Origin of the sequence: Halorubrum sp. CSM-61 (assembly GCF_003781945.1) — an archaeon.
Classification (GTDB): Archaea; Halobacteriota; Halobacteria; order Halobacteriales; family Haloferacaceae; genus Halorubrum.
On sequence record NZ_RJJW01000001.1, the window covers coordinates 480,524 to 492,584 of the forward strand.

Here is a 12,061-nt window from a genome sequence, read left to right on the forward strand (position 1 = left end):
TGCGCGCCGGGTTTCCCCGGCCTTGCCACTACGTCTCTTGCGCTCTTACTTATAATTTACTACGTAGAAAAGACGTAACTACACTACCGATGCACAACGAGCAACCGCGTGCCGAGCCGGACGCCCATGATCAGCATGAACGCGCCGACGAACGACAGGATCGCCGTCGCGACGAACACGGCCCACCCGAGTGAGACGATCCCGGCGGTCATGGGCTCGCGCGTTCGACGCGTTCGAGACGCGTGCAGGCGCCGGAGCGCTGCCACGTCCCATCGAGCCCGCCGTCGGGCGTCGCGAGGTGGAGCGCATCCTCTCCGGTCGCCGTCCGGTAGGTCAACACGCGGATGCGCTCGCCGTCGGCGTCAGTGTCGAGAAAGACGTGCCGGGCGCCGGCGAACAGCTCACTCGCGACGGGCGGGCTGTCGTCGACGCGGTCGACGGTCGCGAGCATCGACTCGTGCTCCTCTCCGGCGACGCGGACGCGGTCGCCCGCCGAGAGGTCTCGCGCCGTCTGGACCGCCGTGAGCCCACCGTCTGGCTGGAGTCGAATCCTGCCGGCCGTGCGTCGGTCGCGATCGACACGCACCCCAGCGGGAACGCGAAACACGCACTCCGTCTCACCGCCGCGCTCATGCTCATCAACTCGCACCTGACTCGTGCGAAACACCGGCCGGAACGTCGATCCATCGTACCGATCGATCCGAACGTCGGGAAGCTCGGGATCGGACTCGGCAACCAGCAGGTACGTCGTGTCGTCCCCCGTGGCGCGGATGCCCTCGACACCGAAGTCGCCGATCTGGTGGAGCACACGGAGCGACAGATCGAGCGGTGCGACCCGGACGTGGTCGTAGCGCTCGGCCCGCCGGAGCGTCGCGATCGCCGCCGACCGCTCGCTGTCGCTTTCGGTCTCCGTGTCTGTCTCTGTACGCCCTCGCCCCGTCGTCTGGATCTGATCTACCATGTGTGGTCACCCGCAACCCGAGTTTCCTCGGGGGCTACCTGCACTAACACACGCACCCCACATAAGTATTACTATGCAAAATAGACTTATACAGGTCGAAACGCGACGTTGCCGGCGGTCGTCGTTGCGCTCGCGTTAGGAAAGGCCGAGTTCGCGGGCGGCGTCAGCGGAAATCGTCAGCGCGCGCTCGCCACGCGAGACGTTGCCCTCGACGCACTCGGTAATTAGGTCGTGGAGATCCTTGAGGTACGACGCCGGTCGCTCCTCCTGTATGCGCGTCGTCGCCTTCCTCTCAAAGTGCGCGCCGCGGTGGGCGACGTACACCTCGACGAATCGCCGCCGGATCGACTCGGGGCTCTCCCAGACGACCGCCGGGACGGCGTCGAGGCTCGTCTTCGCGCCGTGCGGGGCGCCCATGGCGACGAGACACCGGCCGAGCACCGAGGCGTCCGTCGCCGGGTACAGTTCGGTCGCGCGGCCGTCACTATCGACGTGCCGGCGCTGCGTGTCGACGCCGACCGCCGCGAACGCCGCTTCGATCGCGTCGTGGTCGACCCGCCGCCCGGTCGAGATCGCGGGGACGAACGTCTCGTTGATGCTCCCGCCCGCGAGGACGTGCGCGAGGAGCTCGACGAGCGCGCCAGCCATGTCACAATCCGGATCGAGCCACCCGTTCGCGCTCGCGGTCTCGATCCCGCGGACGGGATCGGGCTTCCCGCCGTTGAGCCATCCTCGAACGCGCTCGGGCGGCAATTCGAGCGCGTTTCCGACGGCCGTCCGACCTGCGTTCGGGTTCTCGGCGGCATACGCCTGCACGCGCTGGTAGTCCTCGACCTTGTCCCACGGGTCGGGGTAGACGCGATCGGAGTAGGTCCGCGCGATCAAGCGCGCCGCCGGTTCCATATGCCGTATGTTGACAGCCTGAGAGATACGTCTTGCGGGGTGATTTTCAAACCAGAGATTTGGGTCGGTGTGTTTATGCCCCTCCTCGGAGTTAATTCGACCATACCAACGGACGAAACGGAGACAACAGTGGGATGGGGGCCATCCCACCATCTCGGGTCCGCGCAAACGGGGCGCCTTGAAAGGGCACCTGTCAGTATGCGCCCGAGTGTCGTTAACCTTCGTATCTGTCTCGTTGGTGACACAACGAAACAATGAACCTCAAAACAGCATTTCAGGGAGACGATCGGGCGGTCAGTCCCGTAATCGGAGTCATACTCATGGTGGCAATAACCGTGATTCTGGCGGCCGTGATCGGGACGTTCGTGCTCGGACTCGGTGACAGTCTCGGCGACAGTCAGCCCAGCGCCACGATTAGTACGTCGACAAACTCCACTGCGATTTCGCTTGAACACGCGGGCGGTGACCGGATCGAATCCGGCGACCTCCGAGTCATTGTTGATGACGAAACCAACAGTAACTCGTCAGCAGTCGATCAGTCCAATGAGTTTAATTCCACATACACTGTGGGAGACACCGAACATATCAGATTCGACTCTGGCGGCACCGACACTGAAGTCCGGGTTAGGATCATCCACACGTCATCCGATTCAATCATCTTTGATCGGAGATTGACGGTTCAGGCCGCTTCCAGCCCTAACTTCGACTTCAGCTCGTAATCTGAGCCAACGTCGTCATTTTTTGAAGGTATAAATAGGAGAAAATCCCAGCGATAGCTTACTCCTCAGCCCGGAGTAACACCTCCTCGTCGCCGTACGGGCCGGAGTGAACAACGACGATCGTCCGATTCGCCCCGACGGCATCGACCGTCACCGAGTCGCCGGGACTCACATCTCCGTACTCGCCCCAGCGCTGCGACCGACGAACGTCGCCGTCGATCAGGAGCTCCTCTGCGGGCACGGCGTCGCCACCGGTGTGCGTCACCTCGACGCTATCACCGTTGAACGCGACGGAAAACTCGGCGTCAACGCCTTCGTCGCCCATCTCGGCCGTCTGATCGCCGACGATCTGCAAGACGAGCGTGCCGGCGGCCGCCGAGATAACGACGGTGATTGCGATCATCAATACGACACCGATAACGGGGCTGACGCCCCGATCGGCTTCGCCAAACTGCCGGATACTACCCATTTGTGGTCACCTGCGAGCCGGGTTTCCCCGACTCACTTCGATAGTATACCCGACCACACATATATCTTACTATGTAGAATAGACTTATTCTCTAAGTCTGTTATACATAGTAATACTTATGTAGCGGGCGCTTCTTTGGATAGACGCGCACGGGGGAGAACCCCGACGCGCAAGGTGACCACGAATGGACAACCAATCGACGACGACGAACGACGCACAGAACCCCCCGGCCGCGCCGGAGTACGAGCTGCCCTACGATCGCGACAGTGTCGCGGTCGAGAACGCAAAACGCTCAGGCTACTACGGCGTCATGTTCACCGGCGAGTACGAATGGGATAACCAGACGTGTACGGCCGAGGCGTACGGCGAGTACGACCCGGACGCCCGCCCCGGTGACCGCCACCGGACGATCAACGGCCAACCGCGCCGGTCGCTCAAGTTCCATACGACGTGGATGGACGCCGACGAAGCGAAGGCGTGCCTGCGAGAAATCGGCTCGTACAACCGCTTTGACGGCGACGTGACCGCGGACGCGCTCGACGACCTCCCGGACGCGGCGAAGGTCGTTTTTGGCCGCGAGTCGTCGCCCGTGATGTACGTGTGGACGGTCGACGCGCCGGCCGTGTACGACGTGTTCGCCGACCTGATTATCGACGACACGATCGACGACCCGGACGCGATCGTGCCGGCGACGGACCACCGCCCGAACGAACTCGGCGGCGTGACGGACGCCGACACCTACCCGGTCGCGACGGTCGGCAAAGCCCGGAGCGACCTCGACGCCGGAGAGCCGACGCTGATTCGCTGTTGGTGGGATTGAAGGGGTAACGCACTCCGCCCGCCGATCGCGGTCTCATTCTTTGCAGTCTGGTTAAGTCTACTCTACATAGTAACACTTATGTGAGGTTCGTCCGTTGTGTAGGATGCGCGAGGGCGAAAGTCCGACGTGCAGGTGACCACATGGAATCCACTCAGACACCGACCGACGACACGGACCGCACCGACCGACTCGCCGAGCTACTGGAGGCGTTCGACGCCGACGCCGAGACCGTCACGGACGCGTGGGAGGGCGCCGTGCTCGCCACGAGCTGGGGCTACGGACAGACGCAAGTGAACTTCGCGGAGATCGTCGAGGTCTCCGACTCCGGGAAAACCGTGCTCGCCCGCATGGTCTCGGCGACGGTCGAGACGCGATCGAACGGCAGCGAGGGCGTGGTTCCGGACGGCGATCCCTACGGCGAGTCGTTCCGGCTCCACGTCCGCGGGGGCGACCGCGGGCCGTCCTTCCGCGGGAGTTACCCGTTCATTGACGGCGATCCCGAGAACGGGACGCGCCTCGACTCGTTCCTACCGGCCGCCGAGAAAAGCGGGACGTACCACCAGACGCCGACGAACCGCGGGCACTGACGCGCCGGCCCGCTCTCACGTTACTATCATATAGTAACGAATACCCGGCCTCGATATTTTCACGCGCCGGCGGAACGACTATTACACGCCGCCGAGTCGTGTCAATCGATGCGACAGACACGGCACAACCCCCTTCCAGAGTCTCGACCGTCCCTCCCAACCACTGATCGCCGGAGGCCGACATGAACGCCCGATTCGAGCGCGTGGTCGCGGTTGCGTGCGCGCTCCTGATCGTCGTCTCGATGACGACCGCCGGGCTGGGGCTCGCGACGGCGCCCGCGGCCGCACAGAGCGACACGAACGGCACCGCAACCGTTTCCGACGACTTCGAGGCGTACGAGGTCGGCGCGAGTAGCCCCGGCACGTGGACGGCGCCGAGCGGCTCGTCGGGCAACGCGATCGTCGGCGGCTCGTTCCTCGGCGATCGGGCGCTGGAGGTGACGGACTCGGACGGCGCCGCGATCTACGAGGGCGCGACGGTCGACAGTAGCGACGCCGTCATTCAGACGGTCGTGCGCGGCACCAATGCGGGCGGATACATCCAGTTCGGCGGCGTCACGCTCGAAGTGAATACGGGCGAGTTTACGAACCGACTCCGGCTCGCGGACGGTGACGGCGAGACGATCGTCGACGGCGCCGCGCCGACGGCGGGCGAGTGGGCGAACGTCGAACTGGTTGCGGAGGACGACAACCTGAAAGCGACGACGTGGGCGGTCGGCACGGACAAGCCGAACACGTCCGATATCGAGCTGTCGGGCGTCGACACGACGGGCGATCTGGAGGTCTCCACCGTGAACACGGACGACGTGCTCACCGTCGATCAGGTGTCCGTGCAGCCGTACTCGACGCTCGGCAGCCAGACGGTCTCCGGGACGGTCACCGACCAGTACGGCGAGCCCGTGCCGAACGCGACCGTGCAGGCGGTCGGCGTCACGCAAAGCGCGCTCGATGGCGACGATCTGAAAGCGGAGGCCGACGCACTCCTGGACGACCTCTCCGACCCACTGCCGGACGCGTTCAACGCCGACGCCGACCTCGGCGAGCGGTACGCGGACGCCGACGGCACCTATGCCGCGGTCCACCCGGCGAGCGCGTGGAACCTCGGCGGCGTCAGTCTCGGGTCGAACACGGTGTCCCCCTCAGTCACCCCGAGTCTCGACACGCCCGACGTGGTCCTCCCGGCGGACGAACGCCTGATCGTCTCGACGTGGGACGCCGGCGCCACGGGCGGGACGCTCTCGCAGGACGGCGTCGATAGCTCGCTGCCCGGTGCGACGACTGCCGAGTCCGTGGTCATCGAGCAGCTCGGGCCGACCGGGGAGACGACCCACACGCGGACGGTCGACCCGCAGCCACTCGTCGAGGTGACGGCGTTCGCGAATCTCGGCGCGAAGACCCACGAGGGCGCGGTCGTCGACCTCCCGCCGGGTATCTACCGCGTGCATCCCGACGGGTCGGCAACGCCGGTCGTCGTTGCCGTCGGCGAGCCCGCAGCGCTCGCGAGCACGATCGAGACGGACCTCCGAGATGACGCCGACCGACTGACGGCGCGGGCCGACCGGGTGCGCGGGCTCGCGACGGACGGCGCCGTGACCGATCTATCGACAGAGACGAACGCGACCGGCGCGTACAGCATGGAGGTCCCGAGTAATGTCGAGGCCGTCCATCTACAGGCGTTCGGCGTCGACGGCGACACGCAGGCCGTCCTCGACACGGACGCCGAGAACGCGTCGCTTGGAGACGTGCGCGACGCCTACGCGGACGGGTACGCCGGCACGGTGACGCTGTCGACGACGCCCGTTCGGGCCACGCCGCCGGACGAACAGGCGGATCTGTCGGTCCAGCGTCTCGACGCCCCGCCCGTTGCGTCCCCCGACGCGTTCGAGGCCCGGCTCAATGCGTGGGCGAACGACACGCTCGACACCCGACTGTCGGACCTCGAACCCACGCTCGCCGACGATATCGCTGGCGACGAGCTGGCGCGCGAGGATCTCACGGCGCTCCACGAACGCCTCGACGCGCTCCGCGAACAGAACGACGCGCTCGATGCACGACTTCGCGACCGTCTCGACGAGCCGATCGAGAATCCCGGTGACGCCGATCGCGACGCACTCCGCAAGGAGGTCGCCGCCATGCAGGCCGCGATTGCCGACCTCCAGCACACGATCGACGCCGAGACGCGCGAGACCGACCTGTCGGATGGAACGCTCGCGTACGAAACCGTGTTCGACGCGCCGATCCCCGCCGAGACCGTCGCCGTCACCGCCACGTACGGCGACGGGACGACCGAGCGACTCCCCGATGAGTACGTGACGGTCGAGGAGGGCGGCATCGGCCCGCTCTCGTCGACAACCGTCGCGATCGAGGAGTACCCCGTGCCCGATGGGACTGAGGTCGCGGACGTACGCGTGCAGGTCGCTGTCAACGACCGGCTCGGGGAGAGTCGCGAGCGCGTTGCAAGTGATACGCTCGATAGCGACCTCGCGTCACTGGACGCGATCACGGTCTCCACGCTCGATCCCGGCCCGGACGACCGAGTCACCCTCGGCGTCAACGCCGGCGAGCAAACGCAGGTCGTCGACGTGGCCGCGCGCAACCCCGCGGGCGAGCCCGTGGACGCGTCGGTCGAGAACGGGCAGGCGACCGTCCGAACTGACGGCCAGGGGATGCACGCGATCGCGCTGACGTACGAACAGGCCGGCGTTACGGTGACGGAGACGCTCCGCGTCGAGGCCGGCGCAACGAGTAGCCCGACGCCCGCGACCGTCCGGCTGGCCGAGGGGCCGAGTGGGACGTACGCGATCACGTCCGGGCTCGCCGGCGCGACCGTCGACCGCACTGGTGACGAACTGGCGATCGAAGCGCGCGCCGAATCCGGGGAGTCGCCGAGTGCCGTCCATCTCTACCCGCAGACGGCCATGACGGGCGAGACGGACACGGTCGCCGTCGAGGTCGTACAGGCGGACGGCGAGACCAGCCTCGACCGGCACGCCTCCGTGTACGTGCATACGACGGGGCTCGCGGACGACGCGTTGCTCTGGCGAGACGACGCCCCGATCACGCGAGCGGGAGACACGCAGTACGGCGAAGTCCTCGATCGCGACGATGGGAAGCGCGTCGTCTCCACCTACACCGACGCGGACGGCCGGGTGACGGTCGACGTTCGTCACGATCCGAACGCGCTCGAACGCGCGCAACACTGGACGGCCGCCCGCTCGCCGGTCGCGATTCCGGGGCTCTCCGGGTAGCGCAAAGTGTTACGTGGAAACCACCGTTTCAATTGAACAATCCAGTTCAATGATTTCACACGGATTTATGTGTTTACAACAGGACATTCAGATATATGACAGTCGGAATTGCTGCTATTGCAGAACAACACACGGGCAATCCAAAAATTGTTCTCTCTTCAGACCGTTTGGTAACAACGCAACAACAATCCGCAATAGAGCATGAACATCCAGATACTAAACTCAAAACCTTCGGTGATGAACTACAGCACTCCAATTTAGCAGGGATTGTTGCTGGGAGTGTCGGTCTGGGAGAGACGCTAAAGAATCGTATTGATGCTAACCTCCTCGCGTATCGTGATCAGAACGGCGAGGAACCGTGGGTGAATACTTCAGCGGATATCGCCTCTAACGTTTATCGAGGGATTGTACAGGAAAAAATTGAGAACCTCGTCTTATCAGACTATGGTCTAGAGCTGGATGATCTGAGCAAACAGCACCAATTCAAAGATGAATTTCTCAACAACATTCTCTCTGAGGTATCACAAGTAAAACAATCAATTCAGCAAAGCATGACGCTCCTGTTTGCTGGCGTTGGCCGACACAGACATGGTATTTTCCAGATAAGCAACGGGGATTCCATGCCGAGAAACGATATGGGATACTGTTCGATTGGAAGTGGTAGCCAGCCCGCAGAGTCCGAATTCATTAAATCCGATTATAAGCAATCTAGTGACGTTTCAGATGTTCTCGCCACTATGGCAGCAGGCCACCATTCCGCAAAAAATGCAAGCGGTGTTGGAGGAGATCCGGACTTTGTCGTAGTTGATATGGATGAGGTATTCGAGATTGATGAACGGCCAGTTGGCGAACTCATGAAGAGACAGGCGAAGATTGCAGAGGAACAAAACGCTGTTAGGCAGCAAATACTAAGTGAGGACGTAATCCAATGGGAGACTGACCAATGACATCAATCAAACAAACCCTTCCGAGCCCCAAGCAGCCGGGGTTAGAAGAATTAGAGGGGAAAACAACTCTCTCCCAGCAAGAGCGAGAGAAGTTGCTTGATGAGCTATTGGGGTCTGAAGAAAAACCCGAGCCCGCATCAAACTCTCAAGCAGAACCTGAAGCAGTGATCAGAACGGCGCAGGATAGATAGCGGAGAGATGACAAACCGCCGAACGTAGACAGACACGCGCACCCCTTCGTTTCCACTGCGAATGTGACGGCGCCACACGGTTGTCACCACAATCCTCTTTATCCGGTGGCGTGTCCGTTCGTGTAGAGCCCGCTGCTGCCGGTGTCCATGTTGTGGTCACCTTGCGCGTCAAACCGCAAACGCAACTCTTTCACACCGTAGCAGGGCGGGTTCACTTCCATACTTGTGAGCGACAGCGCTCGCTCGGACCCAACAGTCGGCCATTCCTGAATCCGTGTCGACGGCGGTTGTCGCCACTATCTTTAAGCGGTATCGCTATCGATACCGTAATCGATACCGATGAATACGTTCACAGACAGCGGGCTGCCGTGGGACGACTACGGCGCGCTCCGCGACGAAAATCTCGGGGCGTACGTCCCCGACAACGAGACGCTCCGGGCGGTCGCGTTCGTCGACAAGGGCGGGACCAGCAAGACCACGAGTCTCGCGCACATGGGCGTTGTCGCCGATCAGGAGCTCGGGCTCGACACGCTGCTGATCGCGCTCGATGGAAAGCAAAACGACCTCGCGACCCACTTCGGGATCGAGGGCGACGACCTCGAACAGGCGACGCGGTGGCCGACGATCGCGCAGGCGTTCGCGCCGAACATCGACCAGATCGACGAGCGCCTGCGCTCCGAGGGCGACACAGACGACGGCGTGCTCGCCGACCTCGCTGTTCCCACGGGCGAAGGCCCGGACCTGATCCCCGCGAGCGAGGAGCTGGACGGCGTCGACAAGTCACTGAGCGATATCGACGACCCGGCGCAGCGCTACTCGTTCCTCGACGACTTCCTGAGCCAGTACGTCGACGACCAGTACGACCTCGTGCTGATCGACGTGCCGGGGAGTACGTCGAACGTCGCGGCGAACGCGCTCTGGGCGACGAAACATGTCTTCACCCCTGTTCGACCGAGCCCCTTGGACACCAAACAGGCGGCGAAGATCCGCGCGGAAATCAACGAGAAACGCGAGCGCCACGACTTCCTCTCGGACCTCGAACTGACGATGGTCGTGCTCTCGCAGGTGAGCTCGCAGACGAAGGCCGGGCGGTACTTCCTCGACCAGTTCCGCGAGGCCTTCCCCGTCGAGTTGTCGCCCGTCCCGGTACGTGACTCGCAGGCCGTCATCAACGCGCAACTGGAGCGCGAGACGCTGTTCGCACACGACTCCGATCTATCCAGTGCCGAGGAGGCGCGCGATCAATACCGGCAGAACACGGCGGAGTTGGTCCGCCGACTCGGCACGCCCGGCTGGAAGGACGGTATCGAGGGCGTCGACGCCGAGGCGACGAGTGGGCCGGTCGCAGAGAGTGAGGAGGTGGCTCGCTAATGTCCGACGACGGGCCGAGTCTCGATGAGTTGCAGGAGGGTTCGACGTTCGGCGATCGCGACGATCCCGAGGCGTCGAATCCGTACGACAGCGTCGAGGAGGACGACCCGGACGACGACTCGATCCGTGAGGACCTGATCGATCGGATCGGCGACAAGGTGTCCGGACCGGAGAACCGGTCGATCGGGTGTCGGGACCCCATGTTCGCGGCGTATCTCGACCACCTCTCCGAGGACGATGAGCGCATGGCGGAGGTCGCGTCGACGCTCGCCGGCGAGCTCGGAAAGGAAGCCCCCGACGACCCGCAGAAAGCCGACGTGATCCGGATGCTCCTGCGGCTCGGGCTCCGCGCCGGCGACAGCGAGGAGTACGAGCGGCTCGTCGACGCCCGCGGCGAACAGGCGAAACGGTCGATGTAGGCGACGCACGTCACAACATTATAGTAACGAGCGCCCACCTTCTGCCGCCGATCGCCGGTTGTCGCCCCGGACCTATTTACGCGAGAGTGACGCGTATACACCCACACACCGGCACGACCGGCACAACCCCCTATGAGCGAACGAGATACACTGCCGAGAGGCGAACAGCCACCCGACGACACCGGACACCGGGCTTCCGGTGAGACTGACGAGCTCGAAGCGGGCGACACGCACGTCGGTCGCGGCGTCGGATCGAACACCCGCGTCGAGTGCCCTGAGCACGACACCGTGTACGGGCCACACCCCGGCGCGCGATCGACGTTCAACTACTGCCCGTACTGTGGTGACGACACCAGCGACGCGGACCACGACACCAAAAAAGTCGACGGAGAGGTATTCTGCCCGGACACGGGCATGAGCACGTATCGATTCTGTCCCGGCTGCGGGGCGCAGGTGGACGAATGAGCGTCGATGCTGACGCGGAAGACGACGGAGGACTTATTCACTACGCCGATGCGGAGTCGATGCTCCCGTTCGGCGAGCAGTTGCGAGACATCCAAGGTACGGACAGAGTGGTCGTGGCAGCGTACCGAACTGACGATCCGGTCCCGCCGGGCCCGGAAGTCAAGCGCGAACACTACTGGGTCGGCCATGTCGACGGCCAGTACTACGGGGTGAGACGCTCGAATGGAGTCGGTAAGGCTGGGAAACTGACGTTCGAGGATGCTTGCGCCTTCCTCGAAATGCCAGACCCGCCGTTCTGGGACTACGAGCATGTACTGTCCCGTGTTGTCGCGGTAGAGAACACGCCGATCCCGTACAAGATCGCGGGGAAGCGGAGCGTTGAGTGCCCGGAGTGTGACGCCTTCGGGCGCACTCACGTCTGGAAGCTGGAGGGATACCTCCCGGACGAGTGCCCGGTTTGCGGATTCGGGGGTGAGTTTCATGTCACGGAATGATGCGGAAGACGCCGATGAGATTGAACACCGACCGTTCGAGACGCTGAAACCGTACCACGACCTCGCGCAGGAGATCGAGGAGTACACCGCGGAACTCGGACGAGAAGCCGCCGACGGCTGCCGTGGTCTCGGCTGGATCGCGCTCGGTGGGAGATCGACGACAAACCCCGCGGAGGTCGCCGAGACGCTGGAAGCCATTTCCCGGAACGCGGAATCACTCGCGGAGCAGGTTCGCGAACTCGACGATCCCCGTGAACTTCGCGAGGTGAAGTATGGCGAGTGATCGATCCGGAGACGCCCTTTCGCGAAGAGGCGCGCTCGCGGTCGGCGCGTCGAGTTCTTGGAGGAGATCCTACAGATTCCCGAAAACGACCGCTTCGACTACGAGGAGGTTGATCAGCGTGAAATCTGATCAGGACGACGGAGAGATAGCTCACTGTGCCGACAATACTGAGCGTTCGAGGTGG

Annotated in this window: 15 protein-coding genes; 11 read left to right on the forward strand and 4 right to left on the reverse strand. The window is 63.5% G+C overall.

Features of this window, described 5'->3' with window-relative positions:
- Nucleotides 1-83: 83 nt before the first annotated feature.
- From EDM04_RS18920 to EDM04_RS02510, 3 genes are all read right to left on the reverse strand, one after another.
- Nucleotides 84-212 carry a hypothetical protein gene (locus EDM04_RS18920; protein ID WP_277424136.1) on the reverse strand — a complete coding sequence of 43 codons (129 nt, stop codon included), beginning with the start codon at nt 210-212 and terminating at the stop codon, nt 84-86.
- Complete coding sequence (locus EDM04_RS02505) at nt 209-961, reverse strand: hypothetical protein (protein WP_123619584.1); 753 nt, start codon at nt 959-961, stop codon at nt 209-211. Before EDM04_RS02505 ends, EDM04_RS18920 begins: the two co-directional genes overlap by 4 nt.
- 135 nt (nt 962-1,096) lie before the next feature.
- Nucleotides 1,097-1,864 carry a hypothetical protein gene (locus EDM04_RS02510; protein WP_123619585.1) on the reverse strand — a complete coding sequence of 256 codons (768 nt, stop codon included), beginning with the start codon at nt 1,862-1,864 and terminating at the stop codon, nt 1,097-1,099.
- Nucleotides 1,865-2,118: 254 nt separating this feature from the next.
- On the opposite strand from EDM04_RS02510, the gene EDM04_RS02515 reads away from it, so the two are divergent.
- Complete coding sequence (locus tag EDM04_RS02515; RefSeq protein WP_123619586.1) at nt 2,119-2,583, forward strand: type IV pilin; 465 nt, start codon at nt 2,119-2,121, stop codon at nt 2,581-2,583.
- A 58-nt stretch (nt 2,584-2,641) separates the two neighbouring features.
- Here the strand turns inward: EDM04_RS02515 and EDM04_RS02520 are convergent, their stop codons facing one another.
- Nucleotides 2,642-3,052 (reverse strand): type IV pilin, encoded by a 411-nt coding sequence (locus EDM04_RS02520; protein WP_123619587.1) that lies wholly within the window; start codon nt 3,050-3,052, stop codon nt 2,642-2,644.
- A 184-nt stretch (nt 3,053-3,236) separates the two neighbouring features.
- On the opposite strand from EDM04_RS02520, the gene EDM04_RS02525 reads away from it, so the two are divergent.
- From EDM04_RS02525 to EDM04_RS02565, 10 genes are all read left to right on the forward strand, one after another.
- Nucleotides 3,237-3,872: a hypothetical protein gene (locus EDM04_RS02525; protein ID WP_123619588.1), complete on the forward strand. Its 636-nt coding sequence runs from the start codon at nt 3,237-3,239 to the stop codon at nt 3,870-3,872.
- A gap of 140 nt (nt 3,873-4,012) precedes the next feature.
- Nucleotides 4,013-4,459, forward strand: a complete 447-nt coding sequence (locus EDM04_RS02530; RefSeq protein ID WP_123619589.1) for a hypothetical protein — start codon at nt 4,013-4,015, stop codon at nt 4,457-4,459.
- Between the two features lie 182 nt (nt 4,460-4,641).
- Nucleotides 4,642-7,707, forward strand: a complete 3,066-nt coding sequence (locus EDM04_RS02535) for a hypothetical protein (RefSeq protein WP_123619590.1) — start codon at nt 4,642-4,644, stop codon at nt 7,705-7,707.
- Nucleotides 7,708-7,802: 95 nt separating this feature from the next.
- Entirely contained in the window at nt 7,803-8,654 is an 852-nt protein-coding gene (locus EDM04_RS02540; RefSeq protein WP_123619591.1) for a hypothetical protein, read from the forward strand.
- Entirely contained in the window at nt 8,651-8,845 is a 195-nt protein-coding gene (locus EDM04_RS18390; RefSeq protein WP_164471066.1) for a hypothetical protein, read from the forward strand. Before EDM04_RS02540 ends, EDM04_RS18390 begins: the two co-directional genes overlap by 4 nt.
- 339 nt (nt 8,846-9,184) lie before the next feature.
- Entirely contained in the window at nt 9,185-10,216 is a 1,032-nt protein-coding gene (locus EDM04_RS02545; protein ID WP_123619592.1) for a ParA family protein, read from the forward strand.
- The gene (locus EDM04_RS02550; protein ID WP_123619593.1) at nt 10,216-10,635 is read left to right on the forward strand and encodes a hypothetical protein; all 420 of its coding nucleotides are present in this window, start codon (nt 10,216-10,218) and stop codon (nt 10,633-10,635) included. The genes EDM04_RS02545 and EDM04_RS02550 overlap by 1 nt, the downstream gene beginning before the upstream one ends.
- Nucleotides 10,636-10,767: 132 nt before the next feature.
- Nucleotides 10,768-11,100 (forward strand): hypothetical protein, encoded by a 333-nt coding sequence (locus tag EDM04_RS02555; protein WP_123619594.1) that lies wholly within the window; start codon nt 10,768-10,770, stop codon nt 11,098-11,100.
- Entirely contained in the window at nt 11,097-11,594 is a 498-nt protein-coding gene (locus tag EDM04_RS02560; protein ID WP_123619595.1) for a hypothetical protein, read from the forward strand. Before EDM04_RS02555 ends, EDM04_RS02560 begins: the two co-directional genes overlap by 4 nt.
- On the forward strand, nt 11,581-11,877 hold the full coding sequence (locus EDM04_RS02565; protein ID WP_123619596.1) for a hypothetical protein: 297 nt from the start codon (nt 11,581-11,583) through the stop codon (nt 11,875-11,877). The genes EDM04_RS02560 and EDM04_RS02565 overlap by 14 nt, the downstream gene beginning before the upstream one ends.
- Nucleotides 11,878-12,061: the final 184 nt, after the last annotated feature.

Coding starts and splice junctions, on each gene's coding strand:
- EDM04_RS18920 (WP_277424136.1), bottom strand. CDS start 212: ATGACCGCCGGGATCGTCTCACTCGGGTGGGCCGTGTTCGTCGCGACG.
- EDM04_RS02505 (WP_123619584.1), bottom strand. CDS start 961: ATGGTAGATCAGATCCAGACGACGGGGCGAGGGCGTACAGAGACAGAC.
- EDM04_RS02510 (WP_123619585.1), bottom strand. CDS start 1,864: ATGGAACCGGCGGCGCGCTTGATCGCGCGGACCTACTCCGATCGCGTC.
- EDM04_RS02515 (WP_123619586.1), top strand. CDS start 2,119: ATGAACCTCAAAACAGCATTTCAGGGAGACGATCGGGCGGTCAGTCCC.
- EDM04_RS02520 (WP_123619587.1), bottom strand. CDS start 3,052: ATGGGTAGTATCCGGCAGTTTGGCGAAGCCGATCGGGGCGTCAGCCCC.
- EDM04_RS02525 (WP_123619588.1), top strand. CDS start 3,237: ATGGACAACCAATCGACGACGACGAACGACGCACAGAACCCCCCGGCC.
- EDM04_RS02530 (WP_123619589.1), top strand. CDS start 4,013: ATGGAATCCACTCAGACACCGACCGACGACACGGACCGCACCGACCGA.
- EDM04_RS02535 (WP_123619590.1), top strand. CDS start 4,642: ATGAACGCCCGATTCGAGCGCGTGGTCGCGGTTGCGTGCGCGCTCCTG.
- EDM04_RS02540 (WP_123619591.1), top strand. CDS start 7,803: ATGACAGTCGGAATTGCTGCTATTGCAGAACAACACACGGGCAATCCA.
- EDM04_RS18390 (WP_164471066.1), top strand. CDS start 8,651: ATGACATCAATCAAACAAACCCTTCCGAGCCCCAAGCAGCCGGGGTTA.
- EDM04_RS02545 (WP_123619592.1), top strand. CDS start 9,185: ATGAATACGTTCACAGACAGCGGGCTGCCGTGGGACGACTACGGCGCG.
- EDM04_RS02550 (WP_123619593.1), top strand. CDS start 10,216: ATGTCCGACGACGGGCCGAGTCTCGATGAGTTGCAGGAGGGTTCGACG.
- EDM04_RS02555 (WP_123619594.1), top strand. CDS start 10,768: ATGAGCGAACGAGATACACTGCCGAGAGGCGAACAGCCACCCGACGAC.
- EDM04_RS02560 (WP_123619595.1), top strand. CDS start 11,097: ATGAGCGTCGATGCTGACGCGGAAGACGACGGAGGACTTATTCACTAC.
- EDM04_RS02565 (WP_123619596.1), top strand. CDS start 11,581: ATGTCACGGAATGATGCGGAAGACGCCGATGAGATTGAACACCGACCG.